The sequence below is a fragment of the Herbaspirillum sp. DW155 genome (genome assembly GCF_037076565.1).
In the GTDB taxonomy this organism is placed as follows: domain Bacteria; phylum Pseudomonadota; class Gammaproteobacteria; order Burkholderiales; family Burkholderiaceae_D; genus Herbaspirillum.
Genome location: NZ_AP029028.1, coordinates 2780092 through 2798904, shown reverse-complemented (window position 1 = coordinate 2798904; position 18813 = coordinate 2780092). Strand labels below are relative to the sequence as shown.

General features: G+C 60.7%; 17 protein-coding genes and 1 pseudogene. 8 read left to right on the top strand and 10 right to left on the bottom strand.

Annotated elements, in window-relative coordinates; genetic code table 11:
• Positions 1–180: 180 nt before the first annotated feature.
• Positions 181–2409: a TonB-dependent siderophore receptor gene (locus AACH55_RS12820; protein WP_338714874.1), complete on the top strand. Its 2229-nt coding sequence runs from the start codon at positions 181–183 to the stop codon at positions 2407–2409.
• An 841-nt stretch (positions 2410–3250) separates the two neighbouring features.
• Here the strand turns inward: AACH55_RS12820 and AACH55_RS12815 are convergent.
• The 4 genes and pseudogenes from AACH55_RS12815 to AACH55_RS12800 all read right to left on the bottom strand — a co-directional run.
• A pseudogene (locus AACH55_RS12815) lies at positions 3251–3658 on the bottom strand (transposase); the annotation flags it as partial.
• Positions 3659–4049: 391 nt separating this feature from the next.
• Complete coding sequence (locus AACH55_RS12810; protein WP_338714872.1) at positions 4050–4415, bottom strand: DUF3325 domain-containing protein; 366 nt, start codon at positions 4413–4415, stop codon at positions 4050–4052.
• Positions 4412–6061: a PepSY-associated TM helix domain-containing protein gene (locus AACH55_RS12805; RefSeq protein ID WP_338714870.1), complete on the bottom strand. Its 1650-nt coding sequence runs from the start codon at positions 6059–6061 to the stop codon at positions 4412–4414. The genes AACH55_RS12810 and AACH55_RS12805 overlap by 4 nt, the downstream gene beginning before the upstream one ends.
• Positions 6058–6354, bottom strand: coding sequence for a DUF3649 domain-containing protein (locus tag AACH55_RS12800; protein WP_338714868.1), 297 nt, complete (start codon positions 6352–6354; stop codon positions 6058–6060). The genes AACH55_RS12805 and AACH55_RS12800 overlap by 4 nt, the downstream gene beginning before the upstream one ends.
• Positions 6355–6586: 232 nt before the next feature.
• On the opposite strand from AACH55_RS12800, the gene AACH55_RS12795 reads away from it, so the two are divergent.
• Positions 6587–6805 (top strand): glutaminase, encoded by a 219-nt coding sequence (locus AACH55_RS12795; protein WP_338714867.1) that lies wholly within the window; start codon positions 6587–6589, stop codon positions 6803–6805.
• A 265-nt stretch (positions 6806–7070) separates the two neighbouring features.
• Here AACH55_RS12795 and AACH55_RS12790 read toward each other — a convergent pair whose 3' ends face one another.
• Together AACH55_RS12790 and AACH55_RS12785 are read right to left on the bottom strand one after the other, a co-directional pair.
• Complete coding sequence (locus tag AACH55_RS12790; protein WP_338714865.1) at positions 7071–8558, bottom strand: tyrosine-type recombinase/integrase; 1488 nt, start codon at positions 8556–8558, stop codon at positions 7071–7073.
• A gap of 2 nt (positions 8559–8560) precedes the next feature.
• A complete protein-coding gene (locus tag AACH55_RS12785) occupies positions 8561–9514 on the bottom strand; it encodes a DNA-binding protein (RefSeq protein WP_338714863.1) in 954 nt (317 codons plus the stop codon).
• Positions 9515–9688: 174 nt separating this feature from the next.
• On the opposite strand from AACH55_RS12785, the gene AACH55_RS12780 reads away from it, so the two are divergent.
• Complete coding sequence (locus tag AACH55_RS12780) at positions 9689–9898, top strand: hypothetical protein (protein WP_338714861.1); 210 nt, start codon at positions 9689–9691, stop codon at positions 9896–9898.
• Between the two features lie 197 nt (positions 9899–10095).
• Entirely contained in the window at positions 10096–11160 is a 1065-nt protein-coding gene (locus AACH55_RS12775) for a branched-chain amino acid aminotransferase (protein WP_338714860.1), read from the top strand.
• On the opposite strand, the gene AACH55_RS12770 is transcribed toward AACH55_RS12775, so the two are convergent.
• Positions 11133–12134 (bottom strand): AraC family transcriptional regulator, encoded by a 1002-nt coding sequence (locus AACH55_RS12770; protein ID WP_338714859.1) that lies wholly within the window; start codon positions 12132–12134, stop codon positions 11133–11135. The genes AACH55_RS12775 and AACH55_RS12770 overlap by 28 nt on opposite strands.
• 230 nt (positions 12135–12364) lie before the next feature.
• Here AACH55_RS12770 and AACH55_RS12765 point away from each other — a divergent pair, with 230 nt between their 5' ends.
• From AACH55_RS12765 to AACH55_RS12755, 3 genes are all read left to right on the top strand, one after another.
• Positions 12365–13531: a branched-chain amino acid ABC transporter substrate-binding protein gene (locus AACH55_RS12765; RefSeq protein WP_338714858.1), complete on the top strand. Its 1167-nt coding sequence runs from the start codon at positions 12365–12367 to the stop codon at positions 13529–13531.
• A complete protein-coding gene (locus AACH55_RS12760) occupies positions 13528–14409 on the top strand; it encodes a DUF2520 domain-containing protein (RefSeq protein ID WP_338714856.1) in 882 nt (293 codons plus the stop codon). The genes AACH55_RS12765 and AACH55_RS12760 overlap by 4 nt, the downstream gene beginning before the upstream one ends.
• 293 nt (positions 14410–14702) lie before the next feature.
• Positions 14703–15209 (top strand): hypothetical protein, encoded by a 507-nt coding sequence (locus AACH55_RS12755; protein WP_338714854.1) that lies wholly within the window; start codon positions 14703–14705, stop codon positions 15207–15209.
• 594 nt (positions 15210–15803) lie between these two features.
• Here the strand turns inward: AACH55_RS12755 and AACH55_RS12750 are convergent.
• On the bottom strand, positions 15804–16085 hold the full coding sequence (locus AACH55_RS12750) for a hypothetical protein (protein ID WP_338714853.1): 282 nt from the start codon (positions 16083–16085) through the stop codon (positions 15804–15806).
• A gap of 254 nt (positions 16086–16339) precedes the next feature.
• On the opposite strand from AACH55_RS12750, the gene AACH55_RS12745 reads away from it, so the two are divergent.
• Positions 16340–16702: a hypothetical protein gene (locus AACH55_RS12745; RefSeq protein ID WP_338714851.1), complete on the top strand. Its 363-nt coding sequence runs from the start codon at positions 16340–16342 to the stop codon at positions 16700–16702.
• A gap of 142 nt (positions 16703–16844) precedes the next feature.
• Here the strand turns inward: AACH55_RS12745 and AACH55_RS12740 are convergent, their stop codons facing one another.
• Positions 16845–18527 carry an amidase gene (locus AACH55_RS12740; protein WP_338720286.1) on the bottom strand — a complete coding sequence of 561 codons (1683 nt, stop codon included), beginning with the start codon at positions 18525–18527 and terminating at the stop codon, positions 16845–16847.
• A 9-nt stretch (positions 18528–18536) separates the two neighbouring features.
• Positions 18537–18800, bottom strand: coding sequence for a hypothetical protein (locus AACH55_RS12735; RefSeq protein ID WP_338714849.1), 264 nt, complete (start codon positions 18798–18800; stop codon positions 18537–18539).
• Between the last annotated feature and the right edge of the window lie 13 nt (positions 18801–18813).

Here is an 18813-nt window from a genome sequence, read left to right as displayed (position 1 = left end):
TGGTGTCGACAAATTCAGGCCGCTAAGACCGCTGCAACCAGCTTAGCGCGCTTTCTTTCCCGTTTCTGAGACGATCCTCCATTACGGAAGTAAAGTTTTCATTAATTAATGTAAATACGAACGATAATTACTTATAATCCGATAACTCGGTTTCCTGCCGCAACTTTTGAAAGTTTCTTCATGTCACTCTCGCACTTCCACCGCCTCACGCCGCTGGCCGCCGCGCTGGCACTGGCTTTCCTCAGCCCCCTGCCGGCCCTGGCGCAGAGCAGCGCCACCAGCACCAGCGACAGCACCGCCAGCAGCGACCAGAAAGACCAGCAACTGCCCACCATCACCGTCAATGCTTCGGCTGACGCCTCCGCCGATGGCCTGACCAAGGAATTCGCCGGTGGCCAGGTCGCGCGCGGCAGCCGCCTGGGCGTGCTGGGCAATGTCGACAATCTGGACAGCCCGGTGCGCTCGGTGGCCTACACCCAGCAACTGATTGCCGACCAGCAGGCGCATGGCGTGGGCGACGTACTCAAGAACGATCCGGTGGTGCGCACCACGCGCGGCTATGGCAACTTCCAGGAGTCGTACATGATCCGCGGCTTCATCGCCAACTCCGACGACCTGATGTACAACGGCCTGTTCGGCATCCTGCCGCGCCAGTATGTGGCCGCCGAAATGATCGAGCGCGTCGAGGTGCTGTACGGCGCCAGCGCCTTCCTCAACGGCGCCACACCGGGCGACGCCGGCCTGGGCGGCACCATCAACATCGTCCCCAAGCGCGCCGCCAATGAGCCGCTGACCGAGGTGACGATGGGCTACGAATCGGGCAACAGCAAATATGCCGCCATCGATTTCTCGCGCCGCCTCGGGCCGGAAGATCGCCTGGGCGTGCGCATCAACGCCGCCCGCCATGCCGGCGGCACCGGCGTGTCCAATGAAAAGCGCGAAACCAACCTGTTCTCGCTGGGTGTGGATTATCGCGGTAATGATTTCCGCCTCTCAGCCGATCTGGGCGTACAGGAAAACAATCTCAACAACATGCGCTCCAGCGTCACGCTGGGCAGCGGGCTGACTTCGGTGCCGGCGGCGCCGAGCGGCTCGGCCAACTATTCCCAGCCGTGGTCGTATTCCAATGAACGCGACATCTTCGGCACCGTCCGTGGCGAATGGGATCTGTCCGATCACACCACCGCCTGGGCGGCCTTCGGCGCCCGCCAGGGTACCGAAAACAATTCGCTGTCCGGCATCCGCGTCAACAACGCCAGCACCGGCGCCGCCTCCACCTACCGCTTCGACAATGCGCGCCAGGATGATGTGGCCACCGGGGAAGTGGGCATCCGCACCCAGATCAAGACCGGCGCGGTCTCACACAAGCTGGTGGCCGCCGCTTCGATGTACTCGCTGAACTCGCGCAATGCCTATGGCTATTCGTCTTTCTACGCGCTGGGCACCAATCTGTACAACCCGACGATGTACAGCCAGCCGGCACTGACCACGCTGGGCAACAGCCTCAGCGACCCGCAGACCACCACCCGCACCAACCTGGCCAGCGCGGTGGTCTCCGACACGCTGGGCTTCTATAACGATCGCCTGCTGGTTACCGTGGGCGTGCGTCAGCAGCAGCTCAAGTCCGACACCTATGCCTACAACACCCACCTCAACAGCGCGCACTACGACCAGAGCGCCACTTCGCCGATGGCCGGCGTGGTCTTCAAGGTGCAGAAGAACCTGTCCCTCTATGCCAACTACATCGAGGGTCTGCAGCAAGGCAAGCAGATTACCGACACCACAGCGGCGAACTATGGCCAGGTGCTTGCCCCGTACAAGTCCAAGCAGAAGGAAGTGGGCGTGAAGTATGAACTGGGCGGCCTGGGTCTGGGGGCGGCCTTCTTCACCACCGACCGTCCGCTGTCCTACAAGGATGCGGTCACCAACATCGAAGCCACCAACGGTCTGCAGCGTAACCGCGGCGTCGAACTGACCGCCTATGGCGAGCTGAGCAAGAACCTGCGCCTGCTCTCGGGCATCACCTTCCTCAATGCCAAACAGCAGCAGACCAGCGGCGGCACCAACAATGGCAAATACGCGATCGGCGTGCCCAGGCTGCAAGCCAATGCTGGTCTGGAGTACGACGTCCCCAGCGTGCGCGGCCTGAGCATCAATGGCCGTGCCACCTACACCTCGACTCAGTACGTGGATGCCGCCAACAAGCTGGAAGTGCCGTCGTGGGTGCGCTATGACATCGGCGCGCGCTACCTGACAGACATCGGCGGACACGCCGTGACCTTCCGCGCCGCCATCGAGAATCTGGCCAACCGCAACTACTGGGAATCGGCCGGTGGCGCCTCCAACTCGGGCTATCTGGTCCTGGCCAACCCGCGCACCTTTAGCACCTCGGTGTCGGTGGCTTTCTAAGCCGCATCGCCAACCGGCCTGCGCGCTGCAGGCCGACAGCAAAACGCCTGCACCTCAACGAGGACAGCAGGCGTGGTTGCATGGGCGCCGGCACCGGGCGGCGCTGCCTCAGTCGAAGCGCGGCGTAGGCGATCAGCATTTCCTCGATGAATAGCTTGGGCGAGAGCGGATGGTCGGCAATAGCGCGACGTTCGCCCATGCTGCGGATGGCCGTCGAAATCACCAACGCATCGACACGCTGGGCCAGCCCTCCAGTTCCTTGGCATGCCGCCGGTAGTAGCGCACCACGCCGGCCTTCAACCTGACGGGGGATTACGTCTGGCGCCAGGCCCGTCGGCTAGAAGCGGGGCACTTCAGGCCACTACGCAGCGGGGAAAAGCCGTAGTAGTTGGCCGCGGCGTGTACGAGGACGAGAATTCGTAACCTTACGATTTCTCGTAATAGCGCAACGTTGCGGGCGCTATCAGTGGTTCAAAACCTTAGCGTACGATTTTTTCCGAATTCTGTGGTGACCCCAATTCCACCACACCCGCAAACATAACTCGCACCCGCAGCCTACTCCTTATGGCATGGCAGCTAGCGTCACCGTAGTGCGGCGCATGAGACCTATCTCGCGCACGATCGCCCGCCCCAGATCGGCCTCGAAAATGTGTCCTTATCTCGGCTGGCTCCCTATGGGGGGCGATTCAGCGCGGGGATTCAAGAGAAAATATCCCAGCGGATGTCCGGTTGATAAGTGTTCAATTTAGCACCTTCTTTATGCTTCCACGGCATAAAGAAGGCAACCTTAAGCACTTTCAGGATTGTGTGTCATTTCCGGCCTTATCCCGGCATGACCCCTCTCCGCCAGGGCCTTGTCCTTGCGCCGGACCTCGCGTTCTAGTTCCTTGATGCGTCGCTGATCCTGTCTCGTCTGCGACGGGCTCGCGCGCGCCTCCTCGGGAACGGCCAGCGCCTGCGTTGCGTTTGACTTCCACTGCTGCAACTGCTGGGGATATACGCCGTTCTCATGACACCAGGCGCTGCGCTAGGCCTCATCCATTGCGGCGGTCGTGATCACCGCTTCTAGCCGCGCTGCGGCCGTCCAGATCCGTTCCTTGGACGGCCTGGACAACGACTTCGAGCACCAGCGCTCCAGCGTATCCACGCCAACTCCGATCTCCCGCGCCACCGCCTCAGGCGATGCGCTCTCGGGTGGCAGCATGCGCGCTACCGCCCGGTCCTTGAATGCTTGTCGGTATCGAGCCAATTTGTTCTCTCTCATCGCGCCCCCTAACCAAAGAAACGACGGGGTGGCGCCAGCGCCTACGGCGCCACCAACCTCCATCAATCGACCAGAGCTAAAGGCTCAGGTCCTATTGGGGCGACAAGTATTCTGACACGGGGGGGATGGGGACATTGCATCACCAACATAAGCTTGTCAACGGGAAAAAATCACTGCAAGATTTCGAGCGCCGAACCTGCGTCAGCTCGACGTGCAGCATGAAAAAAAGGCTGAGACATATTGCCGGAGCCCGCAAATACAACAGAGAGGAAGTGTGATCGGACCCGATTTCAGCGCTGCGCTTCTTAATCCAAATCAAACCGACGGCGCAGATTCGCTCGCTTTCTGCATGCCCGCACAACACATCGCCGGGCCATTAGAAAGGAGTGACTGCGCTCACCCACCACACCATCAGGGGCAGCGCGCCGAGCAGCAGCGCACGCGTTATCGCAGGCAGGCGCGCAGGCCAGTAGCTCACGGCCAGTACCAGCAACAGCGCAGCCAGCGTCAACACGCCCAGCTCAGCCACCAGGCCGACGCCCCAGCCCTGCATGTGGACGTTGAGGGCCAGGCTGGCCAGCAAGCCCAGCACGGCTGCGCCGCGCAAGCGCATGCGCAGCGGCGGCGCGGGTTCGACGCCGCGTCCGTGGATATCGGCGTAGTGGCGATCCATCGCCATGGCCAGCGCGCTCCATGCGCCGCCAGCCAGCACCAGCGCCAGCAGGAAGCCCGGGGCGCTCATGCGATTTCCTTCGCGACTGCAGGATGCGCTGCGCGCCGCACCGGCACCGATCGTTCCTGCGACGCACGCTGACGCCGTGCAAGCAGGTGTGCGGCCAGCGCCAATGCCGATCCCAGCGCCAGCAGCGTGAGATCGCATCCGGCTACCGCCCACGGCCCACGCCCCTGCAGCAGCGTCACGCCCAGGTGCGAATGTGTAGTGAACACATTAAGCACCGGCAGACCCAGGAACAGCGCTGCCCCTGCACCCAGCTGCAAGCGCCACATGCCCAGGCTGGGGCGGATCTGCGCCAGCACCGCCGCGGTCGCCCAGGCGGCAAAAAACAGGTGGATCTCCATCTGAGCGCGCCCCGCCAGTTCCACCGGCAGCAGGCGATTGGCCCAGAAGTAGCTGGCGAAGGCGATCGGCAATCCGGCAATGGCACCGAGGTTGAGCGCCTCTACCAGCCGCAGGCCGAACCCGGCTCGGGCACCAGCGGCGATGGCCTTGGCTTGTTTCTGGCGCGTCTTGACGGCCCACAGCAAGGCACCGGTGGCCACCATCAGGTAGCCGCACAGCCCGCACAGGAAGAACAGCATACGCAGCCAGGGATCGGCGAAATGTGCCAGGTGCAGTCCGACCAAAGCGCCGCGCGTGACCGCCGTGGCGCTGACTGCCTCACCGAGCGCCGCCACTTGACGTCCGCTGACGCCCTCGAAGAACAGCGCCGGTTGCAGTGACGAAAGTGTGGCCAGTTTCTGGCGCGTGACGACCACTGTCGCCTTGGCATCACCCGGGTTGTTGACCACCACCAGCGCCAGCGGTGCGCCTTGCCAGTGCTGCCGCGCGCGTTCGGCCAGGGCCGGCAGCGCGGTCAGCGGCGCCGCCACGCCCGTCGCCTTGACGCGTCCGGCGCCGCCCGGAAACACTTCCTCGAAGAAGGCCTTCTCGCCGCCCTGGTCGCGATAAGCGCTTTGCACGCCCCACGGCATGATCATGAACATCAGCGTGATCAGCCCGGTGTAGGTGATCATCAGGTGGAAAGGCAGCGCCAGCACTGCCGTGGCGTTGTGCGCATCAAGCCAGGAGCGCTGGCCCTTGTTGCGGCGGAAAGTGAAAAAATCGGCGAAGATGCGCCGGTGCGTAATCACGCCGCTGACGATGGCCACCAGCATGAAGAGCGCACACACGCTCACGATCCAACGTGCCCACTGCACCGGCAGGTAATGCAGGTCGAAATGCAGGCGATATAGGAACTCGCCGCCCCGCGTATCACGTACCCGCGCCAAGGGCTGGCCGGTGGCGGCATCGATACGCTCGCTCTTGAAGCGGCTGCGCGGGGAACTCGCTGCTTCCTTGCCGGCAGCAGCAGGCGGCGCGATCCAGCCGACCCGCATGGCCACGCTGCGTTCGTCCGGCAAGGTGATGAACCAGCGCTCGGCCTGCGGCGCGCGTTGCTGCAGATAAGCGGCTGCACGTTCGATCGCTTGGGCCTGCGTTACCGGCGCGGCGGCGCTGGCGTGCAGCTCGGGCATCATCCACAGGCTGATCTCTTCCTTGAAGTAACTGGCACTGCCGCCGGCAAACACCAGCAACAATACCCAGCACACCAGCAGCCCGCACCAGGTGTGCAACCAGGCCATGGACTGCCGCAATCCCTCCTTCATGGCAGCACCCGTCCGAACCAGGCCAGCAACGCCAGCGCCAGGGCCGGCAAGGCCAGCCCGTACCAGGCGCGCCAGGCACTGCGGGCCGCAAAGACCCAGATCACGGCACACGTGAAGACCGCAAAGGACAACATGGTCGCCGTCATCACCGCATCGGCCCGCCCCATGGGCAGGAAGCGCGCCGCCACCATCGTCGCCAGCGTGGTCAGCACGTAGCCGCCGCCCACGGCAGCCAGCGTGCGAGAGAGCACGGCCAACCGGTAGCGCAAGCCGGACGGGGCCGCAGAAGTCATTTTGTCAGGCACCATGAAAGTGAAAGCCGGAAGGCGGAGCCACGCTGCAGCCGGACTCGGGCGCAGGCAAGCCCCCAATTTATTTGATAATGATTATCAATTATATGGAGTCTGCGACGGCTGGACAAGTCCGCTTGCTGCACAAAGCGCTCCACCCGCATCACCAGGAGAACGCCGGTCATGCCTGGCCGCACTCATCTGGCCACCATCACGCGCATGACGGTGTGCGCTCATGCTCACTACCGGCACCAATGAGTATTCCGGCATGACCGCCTTCGCCATTGGCCTGCCCACCAAGAGCGGCGTGGGTGGCGGCGTGCTGTCGGTGATCCCAGGGCGCGGCTGCATCTGCGCCTGGTCGCCGCGACTGGACCCGCGAGGTAATTCGGTGTGCGCAATGAAGGCGCTGGAACTGAGGTCGAACACGGCCGGGCTATCGGTATTCGCCTGAAGTAAGGGCGCAAAAAAGTAGAAATCTCGCAGCATTGAAATACGTTGTGCTCTATCTCTCGCACCATCAGCGCAATCGACTACTAATTCAGCGAAGCCTTAATGAGTTATTGCGCTACGAGTTTCACAAGAAAAAATTTGCCCGAACACCATGCGCTCAATGATGCAAGAGCCAATTGCTACGCATTCCGGGAGCTGCCTGCTGAATCCAGTGGAGCTTCGTTTGCATAGAGCTAAAGGTGTAGGCAATAGAGCTGTTAGAAGTCTTACTTGCCACCGTTAGTAAAACTGGTCTCAACGAAATTACGCAACTGGGCCAAATCTGTCTTGGAATAGCTGGCAGTCGTTTGCACAGACGCATGGCCGAGTAAAGCTTGCGCAACTGGAAGTGGCACCTGGTGATCGACCACCAGTGCCTTTGCATACGCATGGCGTAACCAATGCGGTGAAGCGGCCTCTAGTAACGACGCCAGAGCGCCATCGTTCGGTCGAAGAGTGGTGGCGACTTCCTCAAAAATCGCCTTCACCTCACTGTACAAGCCGCTCTCCTGCAATGCGCCGCCTTTGAATCCATGGATTAGCGGTGCCACCTCGTGGGCGGCAGGCTGCGCAGTCAATCCGCGCGCAATGCGATAGGTCGTGAGGGCGTTTGCCGCGACATCCGGTAATGGAATGGCCCGATCCTTATTGCCTTTGCCATGGACGTAGAGCGTCCATTTGCCGTCATCCTCTACAACGACACGCGGCAAGTTGGTGTCGACATGCCACGCCAGTTCTGCAAGGCGAATTCCGCCATAACGGTACAGAACCCAGATTGCACGCCTGCGCAGGAGTGCCAACTCAGTCTTTCCTTCGATTGGCGTATCTAGCCAGGCGTCGCAGGCATTGAGTGCGGTCGGGGAAAGAAATCGTTTTGGAGAAAACTCATTCCTGGCCTGCGTGCCGGTGACCAAGCCAGAGGCTGGGTTGGCGATGAGATAACCGGTATCGAACCAATATTGATAGAGACTAGCGACGACGGCCAGTGCTCGCGCCTGCGTGCGCTCACTAGGCGCCACAACACGTTGCTGACCTTGGTCGGAGATGCTGATGCGGGCCACGCATAACGAATCGCGGTAAGCCAGCAAATCGTTACGAGTAAGGTTGGAAAGCGGTCCTATCTGCCGATCCCGGCACCAGCTGATGAGGCGTCGTAGATCGGCGGCATATGCACGCAAAGTATGCCGGGAGCGACTTGCCCGGTCACGCAAAAACAGGGAGAACGCTTGGCAGTCGTCAAAGGTCGCCAGCGTATTCGTGGAAGCTTCTTGGTTAACAAAGCGCCCGCTACGCGAAAGCCAGGCCACGAGCGTTCGGACATGCTGGGGATCGATAGCCGCGACCCATCTCTGGTGATCGCCAGAGTCTGATGCCTGCACCTGTATGGGTTCCCAATGCCGGAATCGTCGACGATACGTGCGAAGAAGTCGGTTCAATGTATCTTGCGGACTGGGTGCGTTATCCGTTGCAGCAGTGCGAAGGCGACCACTTTCCCACCACTCAACGACCTCGGTATGATCGAGCAATAGATCAAATACTGATCGCATCTCGACCTTCGCCGTCCCCAGCGAAGAAAAAGCACGCTTTATCTTGGCCAGCGTCCAGCGTTCATAGCAGGTGTGCCCGAGCACATGGGTGAGATATGCCAACGCCTCATCGGTGTCTTCAGGCAGTGGCGCTGGTGGAGTTACGCCGTGATCGAGCCAGCGTGCCATGATCAGCCGCCTTTGCGGCGGGGTGCTGGCTGCTTGCTGCCTGGGGGCTCGGCAGGTGCTGGCGAGCGCCGGTGCCGCGTTGTTGCAGCGTTGGCCAGAGTGGAGCGCATGATTTCTTCCAGTTGGGAACGCTGACTTGCGTTGACAGCCTTCAGTGCGGTGGCTTCACCCACGGCGGCCTGTCGCTTATCGCGTTCTGAAGCAGCGTCCGCTTCGGCATGAGAAATAGCTTCTTCTAGCGTCGAAATGCGTCGCTCTGCAAATTTTAGCTGTGAGCTCAGCCGGCTCTGTTCCTGTTGAAACTGCTGCCGCTGCAATGCCGTTTCTTGGAGCAGTTGCTTGGACAAGCCTTCATATCGCTGCTGTGCTGCCACCAGGCTTTCTTGATGAATCTGTGCGGCAGCGGCACTTTGCTCACGTGACTCATGCAGTGCGGCCTGGGTTGACTTCAAATCTACCTGCATCGATGCCACGCTCGCATGTGCTGCCACCAACTCGGCGCGTGCTTGGGCCACCTCTTGGTCCCGCATAGAAAGAAGCGCGCGTATCGCATCCAATTCTTCGCGCAACATATCCACCCGCATATTTGCCTCGGCCACGGTCTCTTGGGCGGTCTCGATCGATTGCTGGGCCTCGAGCTTGAGCTTTACGACATCATCGAGCTGCGAAGACACCGCCGCCTGCCAAAGCTGGCGCATGAGATCGGAAATATCTGCCGGTATATCTGGGAGAGCCATGTCGGCCAAGCCGGCGCTGATAATTTCCGATTCAATCGCGTTTATGGTCCGGCCGAGCGTCGCCGGATCGCCGCCGCCAAGCCGATCCTTCAACTTGCGTACCGAGACGATGCGGCGAAAGCGCTCGCGGGTCGGCGGGGATGAGTCATGGGCCTCGGCCAGCATCGACAGGATGGTCGAACGGATCTGATCGGGGGAGGCAATGGCGGGGCGGGACATAGAGAGGCTCCGTTGGCGGACGAATATCCCTATATTACATACAGTCCTAACGTTATGTAAGGTTAAAACGTCAGTTTTAATTTTTAAAATAAAAGATAACTAATATTATCGTGTCAAAACGAGGCTGGCGAAGCATCCGTTGTCCTAAGGGGCGGGGCGTGTAGCCTGACCAACGTGATCGGGCGCAAGGCCGGGTTCACCAGCGATTTCAAGTATTCCCCGGCGATGGTCTCGGCCGGTTTCATCTGGACCGAAGACAAGCTGCGTACCTACCTCAAGGCGACCAGCGAGGTCGTGCTGGGCAACAAGATGCGTTTCTGGGGGATGGGCAGCGACAAGCAGATCGATGACATCCTGGCTTACCTGCGTACTTTCAATCCTTAAGTACGGCCTGCTCCTGTCCAAGCGAAGATGACGGCGCGCCCCACCGCAGCATGTCTCTCTGCTGTAAAGCCGGGCCCGTTGATGAAAGCCAAAGGCGCACTGCCTCCCTAATATGCCTCACTGTGAACAGGCTCCGATTGCTTCTCCGGCACCGGCAGCCATTCCGATCTCCCTTGCACAGTTTGACTGAGGATGACATGCCCTTTCCAATCACGACCAGCCAGAACCCTAAGCCGATACCAGAGGACGTGGGAAATACCTTCGGCGCCTACTTTACCGACCACATGTTTCTGATGGACTACAAGCAGGGCCTGGGATGGTACAACCACAGGATCGTTCCTTTTGGCCCGCTCAGCCTGCATCCGTCCTGTGCGGCCATCCAGTATGGGCAATCGATCTTCGACGGTTTCAAAGCTTACCGCTGCGACGACGATGTGATCCGCCTGTTCCGGCCACTCGACCATATCGAACGCATTAACAAGTCGACGGCCCGGCTGTGTATGCCCGCAGTGGATCCGCAGAGCGTGTTGGCTGCCATGGTTCAGCTGGTGGATCTGGATCGCCGGTGGGTCCCGCGCCAGAAAGGAACGGCGCTCTACGTGCGCGAGACGATGATCGGAACGGAAGGGCTGATGGGCGTACGCCCGGCCAGCGAATACACCTTTATGATTTTCCTGTCACCGGTCGGTTCGTACTATGCAGAGGGCGCCAATCCGGTCAGCATCCTCGTTTCGGACAAGCATGTACGCGCCGCTCGCGGGGGCATCGGCGCCGCCAAGGCCGCTGCCAACTATGGCGCTAGTCTTCTGGCCAGTGAAGAGGCCAAATCGATGGGCTACACGCAGGTGCTGTGGCTGGATTCGACGGAGCGAAGATTCCTGGAAGAAGTCGGCACCATGAACGTGATGCTGAGAATTGGCAACGAAATCATCACCCCGCCCCTCAGTGATTCGATCCTGGCTGGCGTCACACGCATGACGGCGCTGGCCCTCCTGCGTAAATGGGGACTGCAGGTCAGCGAGCGGCCAATTGACATCAACGACGTGATGACCGGGATTGGCAACGGCACCATTGAAGAAATATGGGGCGTTGGAACCGCAGCCGTGGTATCGCCAATCGGTCAACTGACCTATCGCGGCCAAACGCTGGAAGTCGGCGCACGCCGGATCGGAAAAGTAACGGCACGCCTGCACGCTGCCATTACCAGCCTGCATACCCAGCCAGGCAAGGATCCTTATGGCTGGCGTGTCGATGTGATCTGATCGCGGCGATGCTGGCGCCAGTGGTACGGGCTCATGCCCGTGGCTTGCTTCATGGCGGTAGAGAAGTGGCTTTGGCTGGCAAAGCCACAGCTCATTGCGATATCAATGAGGGATTGCTCCGTTGAGGCGAGCAATGTCTTGGCTTTTTCAAGTCGGCGCTCCATCAGCCAGCGATGCGGCGTTTCGCCCACCTCGCTGCGGAAGCTGCGGGCAAAGTGGCGACGACTCAAACCGGCCGCCGCCGCGAGCTCTTCCAGACTCACATTCCTGTCGATATTATTGTCCACGAAACTGATCACCCGCTGGAGTCGCCAGCGCGGCAGCGCCACCGCCGGATCCGCCTCAAGCGGCGCATCGGCCTTGATCATCAGCTGCGACAGGGCGGAAATCAGTAAACCGTCGCTGAGCAGGCGGCTGGCGGCTGCGCCATCCGAGACGCAACTCCACATCCGGTGTAGTAATACATTCAGGAACGTGTCTTCCCATGAGTTCTCGCTGAGCCTTCGAAAAGCCTCGCGGATGCTTCGACCATGCGTCTGGCCGAGCACCGCCTGTACCGTAGCATCGGGAATGACCAGCATCAGAATCTCGCGCTCGCCATCAATTTCCCATTCACTTTGTACACCGGACGGGACGACCAGCAGCCGTCCGGGCTCGGCCGCTTCCTCGTGGCGTCGGCCGGCCATCGACCAGCGCCAGGTGCAGCGCTGCTTCACACGATAGGGTAAGGCGAGAATCGTTTCCGGTACTTCCGGATCAGAGAAGTTGTGCGGCCCCTGCTGCACCTTGATCAGGTCGTATCGCAATTTCCCTGGACTGCTCAGATGCTCTTGCGGGAAGGTCTGGTAGACCGAGCCCTGGTAAAAGTCCGAGTACCGCTTCCACTTTGAAGGCAACATAGACAGGCTCCAACTGATGTCATCGTCTTCTGGCTGAAGCAAAAATTGCGCCAGAAAAAGATCCTCGTTCGCCATCAGGTGACCGGTAAGCGAAGACCGGGGCACTTTTCAATAAAACGCGGCCGTTCAGTAAAAGGGCGCGCTGGATTTGCTCACCATAATGTTGACGCTGCCACAGGGCCTGCTCCCGCTTAATCTCGAATTTGCGATCCCGTGGGAACGGGCCTGAGAGAGTGGCAGAGTCACCGTGACGATGTTCGTGGGCGTCACGGTGTTTCATCAACCTCAATCGGGTGAACAACGTCATGGACAAAAAGTGGACTGCAGTGTTGCTCGTATCGATGTTACTGATGGCCTGTGGCAAGATGAATGATTCCGCAAAGCCCGTACAGGCTGACGATATCCCGGTGGTCCGGATCGCGACTGCTGCGCCTCTGAGCGGCGCGATAGCGCATCTGGGAAAAGACAATGAGCTGGGCGTGAAGATGGCCATTGATGATCTCAACGCGAGCGGCCTTGTGATCGGGCAGACCAGGGTCCGCCTGGAAATGGTATCGGAAGACGATGCCGGTGATCCGAAGCAAGGCACAGCCATCGCCCAGAAATTCGTCGACATGAAGGTCAATGGCGTCGTGGGCCACTTCAATTCGGGCGTCACCATTCCCGCATCAAAGATCTACAGTGCGGCTGGCATTCCGGAAATATCGCCCTCCTCGACCAATCCCAAATACACGCGCCAGGGTTTCAAGACAGCGTTTCGCCTGGTGGCAGACGACATCCAGTTGGGCGGCGCCATGGCTCGCTTTGCCGTGAACACGCTCAAGGCCCGCAGGATCGCCATCATTGATGACCGGACTGCCTATGGTCAAGGTGTTGCGGACGAATTTGAGAAGGCGGCTAAAGCCGCCAACGCAAGCATCGTCGGTCGCGAATTCACGACCGACAAGTCGACCGACTTCAATGCCATCCTGACCAAATTGAAAGCGGCACATGCCGACGTCATTTTCTTCGGTGGCCAGGATGCAGTAGGCGGACCGATGCTCAGGCAGATGAAGGCCCTCGGAATCAACCTCAAGTTCCTTGGCGGCGATGGCCTGTGTACTGGTGAAATGGCGAAGCTGTCAGGCGATGCTCTAGGGGACGATGTCGTCTACTGCGCAGAGGCCGGAGGCGTAGAAGGTGAATTCGAGAAAAAGATGCTTGAATGGAAGGCCGAGTTCCGCCGGAGGTATGGGGTAGATGTGCAACTCTATGCAGCCAACGCCTACGATGCCGTCAATGTGTTGGTGGCCGCGATGATGAAGGCAGGCTCCGCGGATCCGGCCATCTATCTCCCGCAGGTGTCGAAAGTACAGATCAAGGGGCTGACGGGACCGATCGCTTTCGATGAGAAGGGCGATATTCTCCAGGGCGCGCTTACGCTGTCAACGTTCCGCGGCGGGAAGAAAGAACCCATCGGGATCGTGCGATGACCTCGCTTGTCACTCGCGCTGATGCAAGGCGTCTCAAGATCGGCATCATAGGACTGGGCCGTCTTGGCACGGCGCTCGCCTGGAGCCTGGAGTCGCACGGCGGCAATGTCCATGCGCTGGCGAGCCGCTCGGTAACGCGGACCGCCGAGACGGCCATGCGTATGCGCTCTTGCAGCGTACTCACCGCACAGGGGGTAGCGGATCACTGCGACCTCATTTTCGTGACCACGCCGGACGCGCTGATAGCGCCGACCGTGGAGGGTCTTTCCTGGCGCCCGGGCAGTAGCGTCGTGCATTGCAGCGGTGCCACCGAGATATCGGTGCTCGGCAAGGCCGCTGCCGATGGTGCGGATATCGGCGGCTTCCATCCGATGCAGACCTTTGGCGATGCGCTCACAGCGGCCCGGACCTTGCCTGGCTGCGTGGTGACCATCGAAGCGGGAGAGGCCTTGGGCGCGCGGTTGGCGGATATTGCCCAGTTGCTTGGATGTGAGGTAAACCGTATCCCCGCAGGAGCGCGCGGCCGATATCACGCGGCAGCGGCGTATGCATCTCAGTACGTCAACGTCCTGTTGGACGAGGCCATCAGGATCTGGCGCTCATGGGGAGCATCGGAAGAAGCCGCCTTGCGTGCGCTGCTGCCACTGCTGCGCGGTACGATTTCTGCGATGGAGAGCGCTGGTGTCGCGGCAAGCATGCCCGGTCCGGTATCGCGTGGCGATGTTGCCACCGTCATGAAACAAATGCTGTCCGTGGCCGCATTGGGCGATGAGGATCTGGCGTTTTATCGCACGCTTTACCTGCGCAGCATCCGCATTGCGGAGGGAGCCGGGCGAATCGACGCCGCCATCGCTAATGAATTGCGTGACCTGGCCTGAGGCTTCACAGCTTATTGCAGAAGAGTCCAGTCCTCGCCTGGCTAGCGATGCTCCCGGAGGACCTGGGCTATTTCGCTGATGATGTCTTTGCCGTGTTCTGATGGCAGCTTACGGCTGCGGCAAGCCCACAACGCATTGGCCGATGAATGCACCCGGGCCCAGCAGTCTCTGAGCATGAGCCATGAAGAGCTCCATTCTGGGCGCTCGCCCTCACTGCGGCACAGACTGAGAACGCCGGACTCCACCAGCGGCTGGCTGATCGCGCCACAGAAGTTCATGCCCTGAATCAGCAATTGACGCAGGCGTGCGCGCAGTTTGAGCACTTCCAGGAAGCGGCTGCGCGGCAACGCGCCGAAGAACGGCAAGCTTTTGAGCAGTGTCTTGCCCGCCTGGAGCAGGAAATTGCCGCCTATAGGCGCCAGGAGGCCAGCCTAGCGCAACAGGCGGCCGAACTTGATCGGCTTCGCAAAGGCTTGGCTCACGCCCCAAATGAACTGCACCAGGTTATTTCCGAGTGTGATCAAAAAAACCTCCAGCTACAGGATTTGGGTCTTACAAAAGCTGACGCCGAACGTCGGCTTGATACAGTTCAGCAAGCGCTTATCGAGGCCAGGACTGAGGCAGCGACTGCCCGAAGGCAAGTCGAAATGCTGGAGAATCTGTTGGTCACCGCGGAACGAAAGGCGGAGCAAGCAGAACGTGACAAGGCTGCCTGGGTCGACAAGATCCTGATACAGCGCGAAATTCAAGGGCAGGGGCGCCTAGTCACGGGATACCCGACCATCCCCCGCCTGAGATAACGGCCAAGCGCGTCTTGCCGCACGAGCGGGCAAAGTCATTCGCGCACCTTTGCAGCAGAAGGCAGAAGGCAGAAGGCAGAAGGCAGAAGGCAGTGGGACTGTCGATGTCGAAATTGATTCGACCGCGCCCTTCTTCCACCAGGTGTTCGAAACCCGCGCGCCCGGCTTTGCTGCTCGCGTGGAGGTCTGCTCTGGCGACTCTGCCCGATGCGTCGGATGGAACGGATGCGGGGGGGGCGATGCTGCCTGGCCCAGGGCGGGTGGCGGCAAGTAAGGCAGGGTGGTGGTCGGGGAATGAACCCGGGACATCATCGCAGGACAGCCTTGACAAGCCCGGCGGTTGATTGCTGCCGAAGCACCGAGGAATTGGTCCGGCCGTTCTGTACCCAAGCCTTCATAGAAGGGGCCGGTGACTCGGCTGTTCGGCGGTCAAGCCGCTAGCAAGTGCTATCAGGTTTAACGTCGGCCTTCCGACGGGATGGCGGGCCGGGCGGCCGTGTTCATCCATGAGCATGGGTGTCCCGGCGACCTCACCAGTTCCGTAGGCTAATGCACCGCCGAGAAGCTGAATTGCTGGTAGTGTCGTGCCAGCACCTACAACAGTTCCGGCTCCGGCAGCGGCGACCCGCCCACCTCCAGGTGAGCCGGAAAGAAAGTGCAGCGTTGTGGTGTGAGCGAGCGTGACAGATTGGGACTGGCCGCAATGGCAGCGCTGACGGCATCGGGAAAGTCGGCGTCGCCCGTTGCCAGGTCCGAATTCATCACTAGCCCGGTGCGGATGTGGGGGAGGCCGATGTTGTCGACGATGCAGACCACGCACATGATCAATTCGGCGGTAGAGGTCGGCGTCGACCTGGTAGACGAAGTGCGTCGCATTGCGTGGCGGCGGGGTGCTGAACGGGCTTGCACCCTCGGTCCCGGCCAGCCTCAGTGCCGCGCGGTGTGCAGACAAAAACCGTTGATGTGGACAATCGCTCCCTTCTTTTCGCATCGGCGGGATCCGGTCGCGCCACGCTGGCTAACGCGGCTACGCTGAATCCGACCGTCTCGAATATCGTCTGCTTGAAGTTTTCGCCGCAATTGACCATGCCGGCGGTTTCCAGCGCGGCTTGCGCGCTGTCGGCGTGGCCTTGGGGCTCGATCTGACCATCCCGCAGCGCTTGCTTCAACTGATCCAGAAGCTCGGTGAACAATGGTGCGATGAGGTCCCCGCTGGCACGCAGCTGACGGCGCACCGGCGGCAGTTGCGACAGGAATTGGCGGAGCGTCACAAATTGAGGAGTTGGCCGGCGGGGTGGTCGGTTCTTCTCCGAAGGACTCGGGCGACGCTCTCAGTCACCAAAAGCTTCGACTATGCATTCTGGTTCCTTATCTCCGCGGCGATTGTTGCCGTCTTCATTGCGATATTTGTGAAGCCCAACAGTATCCAAAATTCTGAGGATGATGAAGTCAATTTCATCAGTGAGAATGGGGAGCGTGAACAACGAGCTTGAACCGTTTGAGATGAAATGGGCGCCTCGTGGCCGCCCTCCTTGGTTGCCTCTCCTCGTTACGTGTTGGCTGACGAATGATTTCTTCCTGACATATGTATTCCTTGATGTCGGGTAGTAAGATCGGCGGCGGCCAGTTGCATCGTCAATCAGCGAACACCAGTGGCTGGCGGCCTGTCCCCAAGGGAGCGCTTCGTGTATAGAAATCCACGTAGAGCTTCCCTGCCAGCAGCGCTTCCCGGTCTTTTCCCTGCAGTACGATCGATGCCTTGGCGTTCTTCTGGTATTGCCGCAGAAGGTTTGCCACCACCGGCCCCGGCTTGTCGGCCTCGCCGCGCTGCAGCGCCAGGCTGATCACATCGGACGCCGCTACATTCCTGGCGCTGGCGTGATAGTCCAGCCGGGCGGTGACCGGGTCGTAGGAAAGCTCTACGCGTACCGATGCATCACCGGGCTGCTCCAGCACGATGGGCTTGACGCGCCTGAATCCCGGCGCTTTGCCTGCGACCAGGGCGGGTGTGCTGAACGGCGGTCGCCGTGGACCGATCTTTTGTTCCCATCCGTAGGCAAGGCCGAGCAGGGCGGGCTCTGCAAATTCCGGCGCCAGTAGCTCCAGCGATACCGGCAAGCCGTCTTCGGTAAAGCCGACCGGCAAGGCAAGCGCCGGCAATCCCGTCGCGGCGCTCAGCTGGCAATTCATGGCGCCGCCTTGCGGCTCCCCAAGCAAGGCGGCCTTGCGCTGGATGGTGGGGTAGACGAGCGTATCGAGATGGTTTCTCTGCATGACATCGGTCATCAGGCTCTTCAAGGTGCTCCGTTTATGCATGACCTTCTCCAGCTCCTCCTTGTCTTTCGGGTTCTGCAGATCCACGCTGTTGCGCAGGCGCAATCCGGCCTCGAGCAGTTCGTGCTCCATGCCCCGCGCCAGGATATCGCCAAGGCTGCTGACCGGAGCACCCGGATGACTCTGGAGATAAGCGCCCAGGTCATATTTGAATTCATAGGGAATAATGCTGCTGCCACTGAGCAGGCCGTCGAGTTCCGGGATGGTGACGTCGGTGACAATTGCGCCCTGGTCCTTGAGTTGTTGCAGGGCCTTGTTGATGGCGGCAGAAACTTCCGCATCCTCGGGCGCGGTGCCGAAGAGTGCGCGGAGGACGCCGATCCTGGCACCTTGCAGACTGTCGGCCCGCAAATCATCCCGATACGACGTGGGGACGTGTCGATTGGCGTCCACGGTGGAGCTGTCCTGCGGATCGCTGCCCACCGTAGCATCCAGCATGATCGCAAGATCTTCCACCGACCTTGCCAGCGGCGCGGCGACATCCTGAGTCGAGGAGAGCGGCATGACGCCGCTGCGGCTGGCCAATCCGCGGGTAGTGCGCAAGCCGAACAGGTTCTGATGCGCTGCCGGAATACGAATCGAGCCACAGGTATCGCTGCCCATCCCCGCCGCAGCGAAACTTGCCGCCACGGCAGCACCGGTGCCGCCGCTGGAGCCACCGGGAGCACGTCGCGGGTCATAGGGATTACGGGTGAATCCTGTCAGGGAGGAGACTGTAGTCACTCCGGCAGCCAGTTCGTGCATCGTGGTCTTGCCGAGGATGACCGCGCCGGCCTCGCGCAAACGCTTGATCTGGAAAGCATCCGCCTGGGCTTGGAGAGTGGCCAGGGCCAGTGTCCCGCCGGTGGTGGGCATGTCCACGGTGTCGTAGTTATCCTTGACCAGGATAGGTATGCCATGCAAGGGACCGCGAGGTCCTGACTGGCGACGCTCGCGGTCGAGCTGGTCTGCCTCTTCCAGCGCTTTGGGATTGAGCGTGACGATGGTGTTGAGTTACGGGCCTTGCTGATCATAGGCCCGGATACGGGCGAGATAGGCCAGCACCAGGCTGCGTGCGCTTATCCGCCCGGCATCCTGCGCCGCCTGGAGATCGGTGATGGAGGCTTCGAAGACCGGGTCTTGCGCCAGCTTGCGCTGGCCTGCCATTTCTTTGCTCAGGGCGAAGGATGTCTGCGTCATGGCGCCCAGCAGCATGGCGGTGAAGACAATTGACGACGCCCGCGCAAATGATGAAGTGTTGTTGGCGTGATATTTCATGATCGGTCCTCTG

What these genes read in the sequence shown, in the direction of transcription:
- AACH55_RS12775 (WP_338714860.1), top strand. Translation starts at nt 10,096, where the DNA reads ATGCCCTTTCCAATCACGACCAGCCAGAACCCTAAGCCGATACCAGAG.
- AACH55_RS12760 (WP_338714856.1), top strand. Translation starts at nt 13,528, where the DNA reads ATGACCTCGCTTGTCACTCGCGCTGATGCAAGGCGTCTCAAGATCGGC.
- AACH55_RS12750 (WP_338714853.1), bottom strand. Translation starts at nt 16,085, where the DNA reads ATGCGACGCACTTCGTCTACCAGGTCGACGCCGACCTCTACCGCCGAA.
- AACH55_RS12765 (WP_338714858.1), top strand. Translation starts at nt 12,365, where the DNA reads ATGGACAAAAAGTGGACTGCAGTGTTGCTCGTATCGATGTTACTGATG.
- AACH55_RS12805 (WP_338714870.1), bottom strand. Translation starts at nt 6,061, where the DNA reads ATGAAGGAGGGATTGCGGCAGTCCATGGCCTGGTTGCACACCTGGTGC.
- AACH55_RS12735 (WP_338714849.1), bottom strand. Translation starts at nt 18,800, where the DNA reads ATGAAATATCACGCCAACAACACTTCATCATTTGCGCGGGCGTCGTCA.
- AACH55_RS12790 (WP_338714865.1), bottom strand. Translation starts at nt 8,558, where the DNA reads ATGGCACGCTGGCTCGATCACGGCGTAACTCCACCAGCGCCACTGCCT.
- AACH55_RS12770 (WP_338714859.1), bottom strand. Translation starts at nt 12,134, where the DNA reads ATGGCGAACGAGGATCTTTTTCTGGCGCAATTTTTGCTTCAGCCAGAA.
- AACH55_RS12820 (WP_338714874.1), top strand. Translation starts at nt 181, where the DNA reads ATGTCACTCTCGCACTTCCACCGCCTCACGCCGCTGGCCGCCGCGCTG.
- AACH55_RS12800 (WP_338714868.1), bottom strand. Translation starts at nt 6,354, where the DNA reads ATGACTTCTGCGGCCCCGTCCGGCTTGCGCTACCGGTTGGCCGTGCTC.
- AACH55_RS12785 (WP_338714863.1), bottom strand. Translation starts at nt 9,514, where the DNA reads ATGTCCCGCCCCGCCATTGCCTCCCCCGATCAGATCCGTTCGACCATC.
- AACH55_RS12795 (WP_338714867.1), top strand. Translation starts at nt 6,587, where the DNA reads ATGCTCACTACCGGCACCAATGAGTATTCCGGCATGACCGCCTTCGCC.
- AACH55_RS12810 (WP_338714872.1), bottom strand. Translation starts at nt 4,415, where the DNA reads ATGAGCGCCCCGGGCTTCCTGCTGGCGCTGGTGCTGGCTGGCGGCGCA.